The organism is Pseudomonas sp. ATCC 43928, assembly GCF_005938665.2.
Classification (GTDB): domain Bacteria; phylum Pseudomonadota; class Gammaproteobacteria; order Pseudomonadales; family Pseudomonadaceae; genus Aquipseudomonas.
Genome location: NZ_CP041753.1, coordinates 2,626,252 through 2,640,908 on the forward strand (window position 1 = coordinate 2,626,252; position 14,657 = coordinate 2,640,908).

Genomic DNA, 14,657 nt, shown 5'->3' on the forward strand with positions numbered 1-14,657 from the left:
CGGCCGTCATGACTCATTCCATTGCGTTCAATTTCGAAGACGGCGTCACCCGGTTCATCGACGCCAACGCCGGCGAAACCGTGGCCGATGCTGCGTACCGCCAGGGCATCAATATTCCGCTGGACTGCCGCGACGGCGCTTGCGGCACCTGCAAGTGTTTCGCCGAAGCCGGGCGCTACGACCTGGGCGAGGACTACATCGAAGACGCCCTCAGCGCTGACGAAGCGCAGCAGGGTTTTGTCCTGACTTGCCAGATGCGTGCGCAGAGCGATTGCGTGGTGCGGGTGCCGGTTTCATCGGATGTCTGCCGTACTCGTCAGGCCAGTTACGACGCGACCATCAGCGCCGTGCGTCAGCTGTCCGACAGCACCATCGCACTGTCGATCAAGGGCGAAGCCCTGAGCAAACTGGCGTTTTTGCCGGGGCAGTATGTGAACCTCGGGGTTCCGGGCAGCGAGCAGACCCGCGCGTATTCGTTCAGCTCGTTGCAGCGTGACGGCGAAGTCAGTTTCCTGATTCGCAACGTGCCCGGCGGCTTGATGAGCAGTTTCCTGACCGGCATGGCCAAGGCCGGCGACAGCATGAGCCTGGCCGGACCGTTGGGCAGTTTCTATCTGCGCGATATCCGCCGGCCGTTGTTGCTGCTGGCCGGTGGCACCGGTCTGGCGCCGTTTACCGCGATGCTGGAAAAAATCGCCGAGCAGGGCAGCGAGCATCCGCTGCATTTGATCTACGGCGTGACCAACGATTTCGACCTGGTGGAAATCGATCGACTGGAAGCCTTTACCGCACGAATCCCGAACTTCAGCTTCAGCGCCTGCGTGGCCAACCCCGACAGTCGGCACCCGCTCAAGGGCTACGTGACCCAGCACATCGAGCCACGGCATCTGAACGATGGCGACGTCGATGTCTATCTGTGCGGCCCGCCGCCGATGGTCGAAGCGGTCAGCCAGTTCATTCGCGAGCAAGGCATCGCGCCTGCGAACTTCTACTACGAGAAATTTGCCGCCAGCGCGGCCTGAGCCGCGCTGTTGTGGGAGAGATACATGAATAGATTCCACGAAAAAATCGCGCTGATTACCGGTGCCGCCCAAGGCATCGGCCGGCGTGTGGCGGAACGCATGGCCGCTGAAGGTGCGCGGTTGATTCTGGTCGACCGCTCCGATCTGGTGTTCGAGTTGCAGAAAGAACTGGGGCGGGACAGCCAGGTGCTCGCCCTGACCGCCGACCTTGAGCAATACAGCGAATGCAGCCGGGTGATGCGCACCGCCGTCGAGCGCTTCGGGCGCCTCGATGTGTTGGTCAACAATGTCGGCGGCACGATCTGGGCCAAGCCTTTCGAGCACTATGAAGAGTCGCAGATCGAGGCCGAAGTCCGACGTTCATTGTTCCCGACGCTGTGGTGTTGCCATGCCGCGCTGCCGTTCATGCTTGAGCAAGGCAACGGCGCCATCGTCAACGTTTCATCCATCGCCACCCGCAGCGTCAATCGCGTGCCTTACGGTGCGGCGAAGGGTGGGGTCAACGCGTTGACCGCGTGCCTGGCGTTCGAAACCGCCGGCCGTGGGGTACGGGTCAACGCGACCGCTCCCGGTGGCACCGAAGCGCCGCCGCGGCTGATCCCGCGCAACACCGCGGAACAAAGCGCTCAGGAAAAGCTGTGGTATCAGCAGATCGTCGACCAGACCCTCGACAGCAGTTTGATGAAGCGCTATGGCACACTGGATGAACAGGCCAGCGCTATCCTGTTTCTGGCCAGCGACGAAGCCTCCTACATCACCGGCATGGTCATGCCGGTCGGTGGCGGCGATCTGGGCTGACCTTCAGGAGGGCGTCGGCTGTGTTGAGCTACAAGCGACGCTGAAATGCTCTGACGATTCTGAGTGTGGCGTCGCTTGTGTTCAGGTTCTGGACGGCGTCCAGCGGGTACCAGATGCAGTCGACGATTTCATTCTGGGGCCGCGCCTCGGCCACGTTTATGACCGATGCCTCGTAGACATGATGCCTGGTGCTGGTCGTGTCCAACTCCATCAAGTACAGCAGGCTGTCGACCCCAAGCCCGGTTTCTTCATAAAGCTCTCTTGTGGCCGCGCCCGCGATGGTTTCGCCAGGCTCGATTTTTCCACCCGGCAGGGTCCAGCGCCCCCTGGGTTTGCGCACCAGGAGAATGTGCCGGTCCTGCTCGCAAATGACGGTTGCGCGTACTTTCATGGATTACCTGACTGCCGGTTGTCATAAAACAGTCATAAAAATGCAATATTCAGACCGCAATCCGCAGACGTGTCTGCTTCAAGGGTTAGAGTCGACAGGGCGGTTGAAAGTGCAATGGAATGCCGGAATCCTGACGCGACGTCTGGTCGGCACTTCAGTGAAGGTCGGGTGTAAGGTAGCTAAGTGGACCCTGGACTATCACTGCCGAAATGGAGGTGACTAATGAGCGTTCCGATGCTGACCAAAATGCACATGAACGGCTATGACGTACTCAGCGTGAACAGTGGCCCGTGGCGGGTGTGCACCAAAGGTGACCGGCTTGGATCCTTTGGCAGCCGAGAAGAAGCACTGGCCTATGCGGCTGCGCTTCCCGCCTACAGAGCCCGGTCGGGCAGATCATCGCGTAGCCACAAATCAGACAAATAGTGTGCCTGAAGCCCCGGTACGCCGGGGCTTCTCGTTATTAAAGTCGTGGGCTCAGTAACCACCACCCATCCCGCCCGTGGACGGGGAATACGCTCTGGCTTTTTGTTGGACGCGACTCCACTCGGCGCAGGTCATGAAGGCTTTATGGTCGACCTGGCCCCTGCCATCAAAACTGACACTGTACGGCTGCTGATTGCCGGCCTGGGTCAACTTGTAATCAAAGCAAGCGCCTGGCTCCACCGTGCGATCGGTGATCGATAGCGGCTTGCCGCCAATCTGCTCGACCTGATCCTTGGTCATGCCGGCTTCGACCTTGGCGACCAGCGGTTGGTCCCGGTAGATATGCGATTCCGTGTTACAGCCACCTGTCGCCGCCAGCACGGCGATTAGCGCGCATAGAGGCTTGTTCATGGCAATGCTCTCTAGTGAACTTTCGTTCGCGTGATGGTTTTTGCTTTCACTTCTTCAGCATAGCCCGCCAGCCGCTCTTCATCGCCCTGGAACAAGGAGCACAGCCTGAGCGTCGCCTCTGCGTCCACATCATTGCCGGCCAGGCGCAACTGCTCTGCGATGCGCAAAAGCTCTACCGCCGACCACCTCAGATCCGACGCCACACCTTGCAGGTCGCGCCGTAGTTGCTGTTCATATTCGTTAAGCCACATGATGACCTCCTGCAGTTCCCCGCTACGAAATAGTAATCCCATTTACCTCGATGGAGCGTTATGTTCGTCTGATCCAAAGAGAGTCGAAATCATGCAACAACCTGCCTACCAACTGCTGGAAGTCGCCAACGGCAAGCCGATCAAACTCTGGACCGAAGGCGTGCCGGTTGAAAGCGAAGCCCGGCAGCAACTGATCAATACCGCGAAGATGCCGTTCATCTTCAAGCACCTGGCGGTGATGCCGGACGTGCACCTGGGCAAAGGTTCCACTATCGGCAGCGTGATCCCCACCGTGGGCGCGATCATTCCGGCGGCCGTGGGCGTGGACATCGGCTGCGGCATGATCGCCGCGCGCACCTCGCTGACCGCTGCCGACTTGCCGGATAACTTGCATGGTCTGCGCACTGCCATTGAAAAGGCCGTGCCCCATGGCCGCACCTTGAGCCATGGCCGCCGTGACGAAGGCGCCTGGGAACGCGTTCCACAGCAGGCCGATCAGGCCTGGGCGGCGCTGAACCCTCGGTTCAAGGCGATCACCGACAAGTACCCGAAACTCGCCAGCACCAACAACCGCCAGCACCTGGGGACCCTCGGCACCGGTAATCACTTCATCGAGGTCTGTCTGGACGAGGCCAATCGCGTGTGGTTCATGCTGCACAGCGGCTCTCGCGGCGTGGGCAATGCCATCGGTACTCTGTTCATTCAATTGGCCCAGGCGGACATGCGCCAGCACATCGCCAACCTGCCGGACCGTGACCTGGCCTACTTCAAGGAGGGCAGCCGGCACTTCGATGACTACGTCGAAGCGGTGGGCTGGGCTCAGGACTTCGCCCGGCAGAACCGTGCCTTGATGATGCAAGCGGTGATTCATGCGGCGCGGCAGGTGATCCGCAAGCCCTTCGAGGTTGCGCTGGAGGCCGTGAACTGCCATCACAATTACGTGCAGAAAGAGCGGCATTTTGGCGAGGACATCCTGGTCACCCGCAAAGGCGCGGTGTCGGCGAAGAAGGACGAGCTGGGGATCATTCCCGGTTCCATGGGGGCCAAAAGCTTCATCGTTCGCGGCCTCGGCAACGAGCAATCGTTCTGTTCCTGCAGCCACGGCGCCGGTCGCACCATGAGCCGCACCAAAGCCAAGAACACCTTCACCGTCGCCGACCAGATCCGCGCGACCGCCCATGTGGAATGCCGCAAGGATGCGGCGGTCATCGATGAGATCCCGATGGCCTACAAGGACATCGACAAAGTCATGCACGCCCAGCGTGATCTGGTGGAAGTGCTGCATACGTTGCGACAGGTGGTGTGCGTGAAGGGGTAGGGATGGGAGGTATTCCGCTGGTCGGGAAAATCAACGGGAGTGGACAGCTCTGCTGTCGTATGGAGGTAGTGATCTATTCGCTGGGGCGAGGTATCTCAAATGACGGCGACTGATGATTTCAGACACCATGCGCATGATCTGATCGCGGACCTGGATGCGGCCACAACGGAAATGATGAAGTTGATTTCAGCTCATCAGCTCACTGGGCCGGAATGGGAACGGGTCACGAAATGGCAGCATGAAGCGTACGAGCGGTGGATGAAGTATCTGAATGCGAGTTCGTATACCGATTCCGGCTCGGGGGTCGATCCGGGGCAGGGCGAAGCCTCTGTATAGAAGCCTTTGTATAAAAAGCTGCTTTATAGCGGCGTAGCCCCAGCGTTTGCTGGATGTCTGCGCAAGTACAGGCTACATTTCCCGTTTTTCAGGATAGAGAAGCATCATGCGGATGTTGATAGCGGGAGTAGCGTTGGCTGCGTTGGCGGGCTGTTCATTGCCCGCATCCCTGGTGCCCGGTGAGCCTAATGTCAGCAAATACAGCGATAAGGCGCCCAAGGAATATGCCGGGTGTGTATTGCCATTGTGGCGCCAGGAGATTGCTGGAACGACGCAAACTGCGATTTCCAATGGCTATCGGATTACTGCACCGAGCGTCATCACAGCTGACGAAATTCTGGATATCGTGAAGTCCAAGGATGGCAGCCGGGTATCGCTTTACCAAGGGCCGCCATGGGCCAAGTCAGGAACGCTGCGCAAGGCTGTCCGGGATTGTTTGTAACGGTTTCTTCAGTAGATGACTCAAAAATAGTGTGGATATTTAATGGGTTGCGAGATTTAGTAACTGGATGGTGAGTAAAAATATCTTGTTACAGATCAATTGATTGGGTAATATTGCCCCGCGTTCACCACCACGGTTTATGCATTTTTAAAGCCCAGGCGTCCATCAGCTGCCTGGGCTTTTTTTTGCCTGGAATTTGGGGGTGACGTACAAGCACGCTGCCGGCAAAGCGCCAGCAGCGTCGGTGATGAGGTGGGTAAGCGCTATTGCTAAAACCTGTTGTTACCCGGCCGGATCAGCCTTGCGCCGATCACTGCCAGAAGGATTGCCAGTGTTTATAAGCCTTCTCTCGACCAGGACATTTCGCAGGGCCTGGCGTGCCGAAGGATCCAGTTGATGTTCTCTCTCCTTGAGTTCAAGCAAGATGGGGCTGGACCAGCCACGATAGGTTTGCTCGGTAATACGAGTAGGCGTCATCTATCTCTCCCTTGTGAGTCGCCCGACAACACAGTGGGCGAAGTCCTGTGCGATAAAGATCCTAGTCGAGGAAACGATTTGTCGCCAGCGATTGGCAGTGCCGACTGTCCTGCACAACGTAGGTTGTTGGTGATTCGGGCGTAAACTGAAAAGGCTACCTCATCAAAAGGAGCCGCATATGATCGCCGACCAAACGATTAGACAGGCGTCGGAGCAAAGCACTGTTTGGGACCAATATTTCTGTGCTGCGCTGATTGCCGAAAGCCATCTGACGGCACCGGTGGTAGGAGAAACCACCCACGAAGACAGGCAAAACATGCTGATCCAAAGAGCCAAAGCGCTCGCCGACAAGATGCTTGAAAACAGAAGATAAAACGGAGCCCGGCCATTGCGGCCGGGCTCTTCACTTATCGCCCCTTTGACAGGTCACCTGGCCAGGCTGTCACTGGGTGGCGCGATGGACTGCCCCGGTTTTTTTGGGCGCTGAGTTCTTTGTTCGTGGATCGTCTACAGTTGGTAATTCATGGATACGGAGATCGAACATGAAGTGCTTAATTTGTCACGCTGTCTCTAACACTGTTCATGTGGCTGAAGACTGGTCAGAAGTTGCATGCTCGGCTGGATGTGGACGCTTCAGGGTCTCGGCCAACCTGATTAAAAGCATGAAGGGCAGGAACGAATCCTTTGACATCGAGCGCACAAGACAATGGCTCAAGATGTCCCGCAATGACGAGCCGGTGCCGTTGATATCCCGCTATGACTACAACGTTGCCTTGTTGCATCGCGACACCGGGGAGAAGTCGGCCATCGCGCCGAGTCGCTCCAGGCAGCCGCTGACTTCGGATTAGATTCCGCCCCGGCTGTAACGCCACCCTCGGTAGGCGCTGCCCAAGGCTGCGATCTTTTGATCTTCAGCGGCTTCTGAACGATCCAAGAGATGCAGCAGCTGCCGAGCGACGCCTAACGTTCGACTGTCATGTAAAAACAAGCAACCTCCTTGGATCGCCCGTGTCGATATAAACATATCCGCGCTATTCGTCATCACACCTGTCCAGGTTGCCAGCGTTTATGGCGGGCTGAAAGCGGCTATAGCTGAATGTTCAGGAGGTGGCTATGAACTGTCCGCTGTGTGGCAATACCAATGCGCTGGAAGATCTTTCGTTCGGGGGCGGATTGCGCATTCATTGCGAACCGTGTGGTGGTTTCTATCGAATTTCATCGACCCTGCATGCCTTGGCTGAAGGAAAGTCTTATGACACCGAGCGCGCTCGAACCCGCCTGAAGAAGAAGCGTGAAACCGGCAAATTGGAGGATCAAGAGCCGGCGCTAGGCCCGGAAGACAAAGACCTACTCATCGAGCCGGGCTAATGTGTCGCGCAAAGCGAATGCAGTTCAGCGAAGGGTGCGTTGCGTGGGGGAAGGGGCAGCGACTATTTACAGAAGGACTCGCCTGGCCTTGAAGCCGAATTTCCAACGGATTCCAGGTCAGGCGAGCGTGTCGGATCCATGGGGCTTTAATCCTGATAAACACTTGAACGGCTCATTATCCAATCGGTTAATGAGCCTGTGCCACGCCGCACAAAACAGTCGCGGCGGCGGACTGAGATCGTGTGCTGGCAATGTTTCCCAGCGATACGACGCCAACCAGACGCTTGTCTCGGTTAAGCACGGGCAGGCGACGGAGGTGGACGTCCGCCATGTTTCTAGCGACATGCTCGATGTCTTCATCCTCATAGCAATAGCGGATGCCGCCACTCATTATTTTACTGATAGGGGTTGTTCCGGTGAGTCCTTCGGCGACTGCTCTGATGGCGATGTCCCGGTCCGTGATCATGCCAATCAGGCGCTCTTGCTCTTCAACCATAATGGCGCCGCTATCGATCCTGGCCATCATGCTTGCAGCCTCCTGGATCGTCTGGCTTGGTTTGGCTGTTAAAACATCTTTCGTCATAACTTCCGAGATCTTCATGAAAAAGACTCCTTTTAAAGGGATGCTTCAGTGATTACTGACTGTATATTTTTCGACTTGGAGGGGATGTACAGGGTTCAGAATGTTTTGTCTCCGCTCGTCATCGTGGTGAACCGGGATTCTCCAGCGCCGCTCACTTAGCGGCGTTTTCGTATTCGGGCGTTGCTCAAGGAACAGCGCAACACCGCAAACGTGCGGGAGGGCGGCTTCGGATGGATGGTTGAGTTTGTAACTTGCTCGATACAAATAATAATCCGTATCATTTAGTTTCAAATCAAGGGTGCGAGGGAGTGCATTGCCCACATAAAAATAAGGTTCAGGTAATGCTCAAAATGCTACTCGTGTACGGTCATCTGATTGCCACCTGTATTGCTCAGGGGAGGGTGCTGCAGGCAGATCAAAAGCTATGGAGCTGACGCAAGGAGGTGTTGAGCCAAGTGCAACGTGAGTATCTCGACGAGACTCAAAAAATCGTCATGCTCGCGCTATTGGCTCTTTGGGGAAGTGGCTTGCTGCTGGTGCTCCAGGGTTACCTCTATGAGGGGACCACGTATCTGCTCAATCAAAAGCTCTGGGCCAAGGTGAGTGTTGTCGCGCTGCTTAGCCTCAACGGCGCTTTGTTGCATCGAATCGGTTTTCCGCTGCTGCAGAAAGCTCCCTTTGTTTTGTTAAACAGCTGCGCCCGGACTCGCCTTGCCCTGTTGGGCGCTCTCTCTATGAGTGGCTGGTTATTTGCCGCATTCCTGGGGGTGGCTCGAGCGTGGAATCACGTGCTGCCTTACTTGCAGGTGATGGGGGCTTTTGCCGTGTTCTCGTTAGTGGCTTGTGCAGTGGAGTGGATAGTTGCCAGCACAGCGGGTGCCATGGATGATGAGTGGTCGCGCACTGGCAGTGAGTAAAACCTGATTACGCCGGACGCTGAACGACGAACCATTGCGCGTAGGGGCGCGTGCATTCGTAACAGAAATGCCGACCTGTTAGGCAGTTCAGAGTTCTTCGAACATGAAGATTCCTGGCCCGCCGTTCACCGGCGGGCTGTTCAGGTTTATTCAGAATTGTGTTCGGGACACTGGGCGCAACTCTGGATAGAGTTCTCACCGCTCACCCAGCTTCGGCTCTTTACCAGGCACGGAGTGCTAGGCCTTGGTTGGGCGAGCACCCATTTTTGATTGTTCTCGACAGAGAGAATGACGGCGCACGCGAAACCGTGCTCCCTTCAGGCACCGTCCCTGAGCAACTGGCTGAACGCCTCCAGTTCACTTTTTTCCACATCGGAAACCAGCACGAAGCGCATGTGGTTGGCTTGCCAGGACACCACGTTAAAGCCACGAATCGTCTGGGTCTGCCGCGGCTTGTCTGCCTCCGGCACGGGCAGGATAAACACATTGATGATGTGTTTGGCCCTCCCATAACTCAGCGCTGCCGTGGTCTGGTGTTGCAGATAATCCAGCCGTCCGCCCAGTAATGGAAATCCCTGCGCCGAGTAATCGAACACCGGCGGCGAGAAGTCGAGTTTGCCGGTGAACCAGGGCTTCACGGTGTGGCGGTCGGAGGACACCACATCGTTCAGATGCTCGCCCATCAACGAGCGGACATGGCTGGAAACAGCCTCGTCCATCAGAGGTTGCTCGCTGCCCGGCGTCATCACATAAAGCACTGCCGCCAAGGCCAGCGCCGCCGCGGAAAACGTCGGTGCGAACCATTTCTGCCAGCGTTCGACGGCGCGAGTCGCGGGAGCACCCGCGGCAAACACGCTGGCCGCTAACGATGCCGGCGCCGGGTAATACGGCGCCTGGCGCTTCACACTGACCTTCAGCAGTTTCACTTCATCATGCAGCCGCGCGCACTCGGGGCATGCGGCCAGATGCGCAGCTACATCCGCAGCCGTCGCAGGATCGAGTTCGTGATCCAGATAACCATGCAGCCGTGTCTGGCAAACCGTGCAGTCGAGTTCATTCATGATCGTGCAACTTCAGTAGTTCGAGCTTGAGCATCGCGCGCCCCCGGGCCAGTCTCGACATGACGGTGCCGATGGGGATATCGACCACCAAAGCGATGTCCTTGTAAGGCATGTCTTCGAGTTCTTTCAGCACAATCACCTCACGAAACACTGGCGGCAGGGCGCACAGCGCTTGCTGGATCAGCGCTGCGTTTTCCGTGTGAATAGCCAGCAATTCCGGGGTCTGGCTGTGGCTCAGTGCGCCTTCGTCATCGCCAATGTCGTCATCGAAAGCAACCCAATGGCGCCCGGCCGAGGCTTTGAGCCAGGTGTAGCTTTCATTGCGCACGATGGTCAGAAACCAGGCCTTGGCGTTGCCATCGGCGAAACGCTGCAAAAACCTGAAGGCGCGCAGGGCACTTTCCTGCACGACATCGCGTGCGGCGGCGTCGTTGCCAGTGAGCCAGCGCGCGAGGTTGTAAGCGGCGTCCAGATGGGGCGCAATCAGGTCCTCAAATCGCTTCATAGTGGCTTCCGCACTGTCACACCCCTATAACCGTGGTGCGTGGTCTTTTATTCCCTGAAAAGAATTTGTTTTCCAGCACGGAATAAACACTCATCCCGCAAGGTTTACCTCGTGTCAGCTACATCACTGTAGTCCGCCAGCGAGGACATACCGATGGACATTCAATCAAAACACCCATTGCGCACCGACGACTTGCTGAACCCTGACCGCCGAACGCTGCTCAAGTGCTCGGCGTGGGCCGGGGCAGGGGTTATCTGGGCCCTGAGCGGCGGCATTCCCCGGGCCTTTGCGCTGGATGAGGCAGGCAACGTCGCCGACCCCAAGGCACTGGCCAGCACGTTTCACTTCGTGCAGATCAGCGACTCGCACATCGGCTTCAACAAGGAAGCCAACCCGGAGCCGGCAAAGACATTGCAGGTGGCGATCGACAAGGTCATCAAGCTGCCAAAACCACCGTCGCTGATTCTGCATACCGGCGACATCACGCACCTGTCCAAGCCTGAGGAGTTCGACACTGCGGCACAGTTGCTCAAGGGGCTGCCGTCCACCGTGCATTACGTGCCGGGTGAACACGACACCCTCGATGAGGGCGGCGGCAAGCTTTACCTGGAGCGATACGGCAAGGGCACCAAAGGCAATGGCTGGTACAGCTTCGATGACCACGGCGTGCATTTCATCGCACTGGTAAACGTCTTCAACTTCCAGGCCGGTCACGAAGCCACCCTTGGCGCCGATCAACTGGCCTGGCTGGCCGATGATTTGCGGGCGGTGACGACCAGTACACCCATCGTCGTGTTTACCCACATTCCGCTGTGGACGATTTATCAGCCGTGGGGCTGGGGCACCGAGGATGGTGATCAAGCGATTGCGATGCTGCGCAAGTACGGTTCAGTGACGGTATTGAACGGCCACATCCATCAAGTCATCCAGAAGGTCGAAGGCAACATCACCTTCCACACCGCCCGTGGCACGGCTTACCCACAACCTGCACCGGGTGCGGCGCCGGCACCGGGGCCGATGACGGTGGCCGCCGATCAATTGCGCAATTACCTGGGGATCACCGATGTGCGAGCGACACAGGGCGATCATCCGCTGGCGCTGATTGATTCGACACTGGTCTAGGGGAGGGCGGTCAGATGAAAACGCGACTGTTGGCGGTGGTGTGCCTGATGCTGTCGATGCCGGCGTGGGCTCAGGAGGTGAAGATCGATATCAAGGAGTTCATGTTTGCACCCAAGGATTTGACCGTGGCCGTGGGCACCAAAGTGACGTGGGTGAATGACGACCAGATTCCGCACACGGTGGCAGAAACCCACAAGGTGTTTCGCTCGGGGGCGCTGGATACGAATGACAGTTTTTCCTGGGTGTTCAATACACCGGGAGAGTTCGAGTATTTTTGTGCGCTGCACCCGCAGATGATCGGGAAGATTGTGGTCACCCAGTAAACAAAGGGCGCTGGAAGGTCAAAAGACCGCAGCCTTCGACTGTTCCGACGTCTGCCGGCTCAACCAGCAGGTATCCCCAGAAATGACAAAGCCCCGAATAATCGGGGCTTTGTCGTACGGAATCGGCTGGCGGTACAGTTCAAGGAAGAGCCGCTTATTTCGTAGTTGGCGGCTCCGTACTGTCGCCCGCGTTGGCAGTCGTCACCCAATTACGCGTCTTTGGCGCCAATAATCGCTCGATGGCGCCACTCACCATGTTTTCCATCAAATTATCGCGCTCTTGTTCCTCCAGCGAATGTTGCATCAGCCAACTGGGCGCGCTATTGAGCAAGGCTGCAATGGCTCGACCCGCGGCCCGTTGCGCCGGTTCGCTCACGCGGGGTTTGGCTCCGAGCATCAGCAGCAATTTGCGTTCGTATTGCTCACGCAAGTGGCGAACCTGTTCCTGCTGCTCCTCGTTCAGGCAGCCACTATCGCGCTCCGCCAGTCGAAAATGCCAGGGCATTTCCTGGTGCAGATTCAGGTGGGCGCGGATCAGGCTGTTGAGCCTGTCGCGTTTTGCCGGCGCCTGTTGTTCAAGGCGCCCCAAGGTTGCCAACAGCTCTTCGTAGAACTCCTCGATCAAGTCGAGCAGCAAGTGCTGTTTGCTGGGGTAATGGTGATACAACGAGCCTGGAGTGAGCCCCAGGCTTGTCGCCAGCTCACGCATGCCGACCTGACCGAAACCCTTGCTGGCAAACAGCTCCAGCACCTTGCCCCGGTACTCGGCAAACCGTGAGCAACGCTCAGGCATAGGCATGGAAGCCACGTCCCGTTTTACGCCCCAGGTAACCGGCGGCGACCATTTCCTTGAGCAGCGGTGCAGGGCGATATTTGCTGTCATTGAAGCCGTCGTAAAACGCTTCGAGAATGGCCAGCACCGTGTCCAGACCGATCAGATCCGCCAGAGCCAGTGGCCCGATCGGCTGGTTGCAACCCAGGCGCATGCCGGCGTCGATGTCTTCGGCGCTGGCCAGGCCTTCCTGAAACACCAGGATCGCTTCGTTGATCATCGGCACCAGAATCCGGTTGACCACGAAGCCCGGACGGTTGCCCGCGGTGATCGCGGTCTTGCCGAGGGTTTTTGCCATGTCCAGCGCCAGGGCGTGGGTGGCATCGCTGGTTTGCAGGCCACGAATCACTTCGATCAGGCCCATCACCGGCACCGGGTTGAAAAAGTGCAGGCCGATGAAACGCTCAGGCTGGCTCACGCTGGCTGCCAGTTGGGTAATGGACAGCGACGACGTGTTGGAAGCGATCACGCACTCGGCGCTGACCTGCGCGGCGATCTGTTGCAACACGCGCAGTTTCAGATCGAGGTTTTCGGTGGCGGCTTCGATCACCAGTTGCGCGTTCAGCAGGCTGCCGTAATCAGTGCTGGTGCGAATCTTGTCGAGGGCAGCGAGCTTTTGCTCAAGCGTGAGCGTGTCTTTGGCGATCTGGCGATCGAGATTTTTATCGACGGTCGCGATTGCCTTTTGCAGAGCACTCTCGGAAATGTCGATCAAGGTCACGTTGAAGCCGGCCAGGGCGCAGACTTGCGCGATGCCATTGCCCATGGTGCCGGCGCCGATAACGCCAATGTTCTGTAGGTTCATGCGTATGTCCTTGTGATCAAACCCGTTCGAACAACACGGCGATGCCTTGGCCGCCACCGATGCACATGGTCGCCAGGGCATAACGGCCCTGACAGCGATGCAGTTCATGAATGGCTTTGGTGGCGATGATCGCGCCAGTGGCGCCCACCGGATGGCCCAGCGAGATGCCCGAACCGTTGAGGTTGACCTTCTGCGGATCGAAGCCCAGCTCTTGCGCTACGGCACAGGCCTGGGCGGCGAAGGCTTCGTTGGACTCGATCACGTCAAGATCGGCAACGGTCAGGCCGGCGCGCTTGAGCACCAAACGGGTGGCGGGAATCGGTCCCAGCCCCATCATTGAGGGCTCAACGCCTGCGTGGGCATAACCCACCAGTCGAGCCATGGGCTTGAGACCCTGTTCCTGAACAGTTTGACCGGTGGCCATGATCAGTGCGCCGGCACCATCATTGAGACCAGACGCGTTGCCGGCGGTGACGGTGCCGTCCTTTTTGAACGCCGGTTTCATGCGGCTCAATTGCTCGACGTTGACCTCAGCCCGTACATGCTCATCCGTCGCAAACGAAACCGTCCCTTTGCGGGTCGCGACTTCGATCGGCACGATCTGCCCGGAAAAACGCCCCTCGGCAATCGCCCGGGCAGCACGCTGTTGGCTGAGAAGCGCCAACTCATCCTGGGCCTGACGCGTGATGCCATAGTGCTCGGCGATATTTTCAGCGGTGATCCCCATATGGAAACCGGCAAACGGGTCTTGCAGTGCGCCAAGCATGTAGTCGACGGCCTGCATGTCGCCCATTCGTGCGCCCCAGCGCGCCTGCGGCAACAGGTACGCGCCTCGGCTCATGGACTCGACGCCACCTGCCAGCGCAGCGCCCGCATCCCCCAGCATCAAACTTTGCGCGGCACTGACAATCGCCTGCAAACCCGAACCGCAAAGACGGTTGACGTTGAAGGCGGGAGTCTCTTTCGTCAGGCCGGCATTCATCGCTACGACCCGGGAGATGTAGGCATCGCGTGCCTCGGTCGGGATCACATGTCCCATCACCGCGTGGCCGATATGCTCGGGCGCCAGGCCAGATCGTTCGATAGCGGCGCGGCAAACATCGGTTGCCAACTGAATAGGCGGTACATCCTTGAGTGAACCGCCAAAGCTGCCGATGGCAGAGCGGACGGCGCTCACTACAAAAATATCGGAATGGTTCATGTTGGCTCTCTTGAACAGGTCTTTTTTGTTGAGCACGAGTCTAGAATCAGCAGCGCCGCTGGCCTATG

22 protein-coding genes are annotated in these 14,657 nt (G+C 58.0%); 12 read left to right on the forward strand and 10 right to left on the reverse strand.

Annotation, left to right across the window (positions count from 1 at the left end; all coding sequences use genetic code 11):
- Window positions 1-8 precede the first annotated feature (8 nt).
- Window positions 9-1,022 (forward strand): benzoate 1,2-dioxygenase electron transfer component BenC, encoded by a 1,014-nt coding sequence (benC, locus tag FFH90_RS12125; RefSeq protein ID WP_138867238.1) that lies wholly within the window; start codon window positions 9-11, stop codon window positions 1,020-1,022.
- Window positions 1,023-1,046: 24 nt separating this feature from the next.
- A complete protein-coding gene (locus tag FFH90_RS12130) occupies window positions 1,047-1,820 on the forward strand; it encodes a 1,6-dihydroxycyclohexa-2,4-diene-1-carboxylate dehydrogenase (RefSeq protein WP_064617053.1) in 774 nt (257 codons plus the stop codon).
- A 28-nt stretch (window positions 1,821-1,848) separates the two neighbouring features.
- On the opposite strand, the gene FFH90_RS12135 is transcribed toward FFH90_RS12130, so the two are convergent.
- Window positions 1,849-2,211, reverse strand: coding sequence for an NUDIX hydrolase (locus FFH90_RS12135; protein ID WP_138867239.1), 363 nt, complete (start codon window positions 2,209-2,211; stop codon window positions 1,849-1,851).
- A 222-nt stretch (window positions 2,212-2,433) separates the two neighbouring features.
- Between FFH90_RS12135 and FFH90_RS30280 the strand changes: the two genes are divergently transcribed.
- Complete coding sequence (locus tag FFH90_RS30280; protein ID WP_007941550.1) at window positions 2,434-2,637, forward strand: hypothetical protein; 204 nt, start codon at window positions 2,434-2,436, stop codon at window positions 2,635-2,637.
- Window positions 2,638-2,688: 51 nt separating this feature from the next.
- On the opposite strand, the gene osmE is transcribed toward FFH90_RS30280, so the two are convergent.
- Together osmE and FFH90_RS12150 are read right to left on the reverse strand one after the other, a co-directional pair.
- A complete protein-coding gene (gene osmE / locus FFH90_RS12145) occupies window positions 2,689-3,048 on the reverse strand; it encodes an osmotically-inducible lipoprotein OsmE (RefSeq protein WP_018927987.1) in 360 nt (119 codons plus the stop codon).
- Between the two features lie 11 nt (window positions 3,049-3,059).
- Entirely contained in the window at window positions 3,060-3,299 is a 240-nt protein-coding gene (locus FFH90_RS12150) for a hypothetical protein (RefSeq protein WP_018927986.1), read from the reverse strand.
- A gap of 91 nt (window positions 3,300-3,390) precedes the next feature.
- Here FFH90_RS12150 and FFH90_RS12155 point away from each other — a divergent pair, with 91 nt between their 5' ends.
- The 3 genes from FFH90_RS12155 to FFH90_RS12165 all read left to right on the forward strand — a co-directional run bounded on the left by FFH90_RS12155 (window position 3,391) and on the right by FFH90_RS12165 (window position 5,395).
- Window positions 3,391-4,617: an RtcB family protein gene (locus FFH90_RS12155; RefSeq protein ID WP_138867240.1), complete on the forward strand. Its 1,227-nt coding sequence runs from the start codon at window positions 3,391-3,393 to the stop codon at window positions 4,615-4,617.
- Between the two features lie 99 nt (window positions 4,618-4,716).
- A complete protein-coding gene (locus FFH90_RS12160) occupies window positions 4,717-4,953 on the forward strand; it encodes a hypothetical protein (protein ID WP_111453845.1) in 237 nt (78 codons plus the stop codon).
- A gap of 106 nt (window positions 4,954-5,059) precedes the next feature.
- Window positions 5,060-5,395, forward strand: coding sequence for a hypothetical protein (locus FFH90_RS12165; protein ID WP_064617054.1), 336 nt, complete (start codon window positions 5,060-5,062; stop codon window positions 5,393-5,395).
- Window positions 5,396-5,677: 282 nt separating this feature from the next.
- Here FFH90_RS12165 and FFH90_RS12170 read toward each other — a convergent pair whose 3' ends face one another.
- On the reverse strand, window positions 5,678-5,872 hold the full coding sequence (locus FFH90_RS12170) for a hypothetical protein (RefSeq protein ID WP_081625797.1): 195 nt from the start codon (window positions 5,870-5,872) through the stop codon (window positions 5,678-5,680).
- A 178-nt stretch (window positions 5,873-6,050) separates the two neighbouring features.
- On the opposite strand from FFH90_RS12170, the gene FFH90_RS12175 reads away from it, so the two are divergent.
- From FFH90_RS12175 to FFH90_RS12185, 3 genes are all read left to right on the forward strand, one after another.
- Window positions 6,051-6,245 carry a hypothetical protein gene (locus FFH90_RS12175; protein ID WP_018927982.1) on the forward strand — a complete coding sequence of 65 codons (195 nt, stop codon included), beginning with the start codon at window positions 6,051-6,053 and terminating at the stop codon, window positions 6,243-6,245.
- A gap of 343 nt (window positions 6,246-6,588) precedes the next feature.
- Complete coding sequence (locus FFH90_RS30285) at window positions 6,589-6,720, forward strand: hypothetical protein (protein ID WP_256597093.1); 132 nt, start codon at window positions 6,589-6,591, stop codon at window positions 6,718-6,720.
- 265 nt (window positions 6,721-6,985) lie between these two features.
- Window positions 6,986-7,240 (forward strand): hypothetical protein, encoded by a 255-nt coding sequence (locus FFH90_RS12185; protein ID WP_018927980.1) that lies wholly within the window; start codon window positions 6,986-6,988, stop codon window positions 7,238-7,240.
- Window positions 7,241-7,427: 187 nt separating this feature from the next.
- On the opposite strand, the gene FFH90_RS12190 is transcribed toward FFH90_RS12185, so the two are convergent.
- Window positions 7,428-7,841, reverse strand: a complete 414-nt coding sequence (locus FFH90_RS12190) for a CBS domain-containing protein (RefSeq protein WP_018927979.1) — start codon at window positions 7,839-7,841, stop codon at window positions 7,428-7,430.
- Window positions 7,842-8,266: 425 nt separating this feature from the next.
- Here FFH90_RS12190 and FFH90_RS12200 point away from each other — a divergent pair, with 425 nt between their 5' ends.
- Entirely contained in the window at window positions 8,267-8,740 is a 474-nt protein-coding gene (locus FFH90_RS12200; RefSeq protein ID WP_230139449.1) for a hypothetical protein, read from the forward strand.
- A 317-nt stretch (window positions 8,741-9,057) separates the two neighbouring features.
- On the opposite strand, the gene FFH90_RS12205 is transcribed toward FFH90_RS12200, so the two are convergent.
- Together FFH90_RS12205 and FFH90_RS12210 are read right to left on the reverse strand one after the other, a co-directional pair.
- Window positions 9,058-9,801 carry an anti-sigma factor gene (locus tag FFH90_RS12205; protein WP_138867241.1) on the reverse strand — a complete coding sequence of 248 codons (744 nt, stop codon included), beginning with the start codon at window positions 9,799-9,801 and terminating at the stop codon, window positions 9,058-9,060.
- Entirely contained in the window at window positions 9,794-10,306 is a 513-nt protein-coding gene (locus FFH90_RS12210; RefSeq protein WP_007941935.1) for a sigma-70 family RNA polymerase sigma factor, read from the reverse strand. Before FFH90_RS12210 ends, FFH90_RS12205 begins: the two co-directional genes overlap by 8 nt.
- A 153-nt stretch (window positions 10,307-10,459) precedes the next feature.
- Between FFH90_RS12210 and FFH90_RS12215 the strand changes: the two genes are divergently transcribed.
- A complete protein-coding gene (locus FFH90_RS12215; RefSeq protein WP_018927975.1) occupies window positions 10,460-11,428 on the forward strand; it encodes a metallophosphoesterase in 969 nt (322 codons plus the stop codon).
- Between the two features lie 14 nt (window positions 11,429-11,442).
- On the forward strand, window positions 11,443-11,751 hold the full coding sequence (locus FFH90_RS12220; protein ID WP_007941931.1) for a cupredoxin family copper-binding protein: 309 nt from the start codon (window positions 11,443-11,445) through the stop codon (window positions 11,749-11,751).
- Between the two features lie 154 nt (window positions 11,752-11,905).
- On the opposite strand, the gene FFH90_RS12225 is transcribed toward FFH90_RS12220, so the two are convergent.
- From FFH90_RS12225 to FFH90_RS12235, 3 genes are read right to left on the reverse strand one after another with little or no spacing between them, the layout of a single operon-like run.
- Window positions 11,906-12,550: a TetR/AcrR family transcriptional regulator gene (locus tag FFH90_RS12225; RefSeq protein ID WP_138867242.1), complete on the reverse strand. Its 645-nt coding sequence runs from the start codon at window positions 12,548-12,550 to the stop codon at window positions 11,906-11,908.
- The gene (locus FFH90_RS12230; protein WP_028940995.1) at window positions 12,537-13,388 is read right to left on the reverse strand and encodes a 3-hydroxybutyryl-CoA dehydrogenase; all 852 of its coding nucleotides are present in this window, start codon (window positions 13,386-13,388) and stop codon (window positions 12,537-12,539) included. The genes FFH90_RS12225 and FFH90_RS12230 overlap by 14 nt, the downstream gene beginning before the upstream one ends.
- Before the next feature lie 16 nt (window positions 13,389-13,404).
- Entirely contained in the window at window positions 13,405-14,589 is a 1,185-nt protein-coding gene (locus FFH90_RS12235; RefSeq protein WP_138867243.1) for an acetyl-CoA C-acyltransferase family protein, read from the reverse strand.
- Window positions 14,590-14,657: the final 68 nt, after the last annotated feature.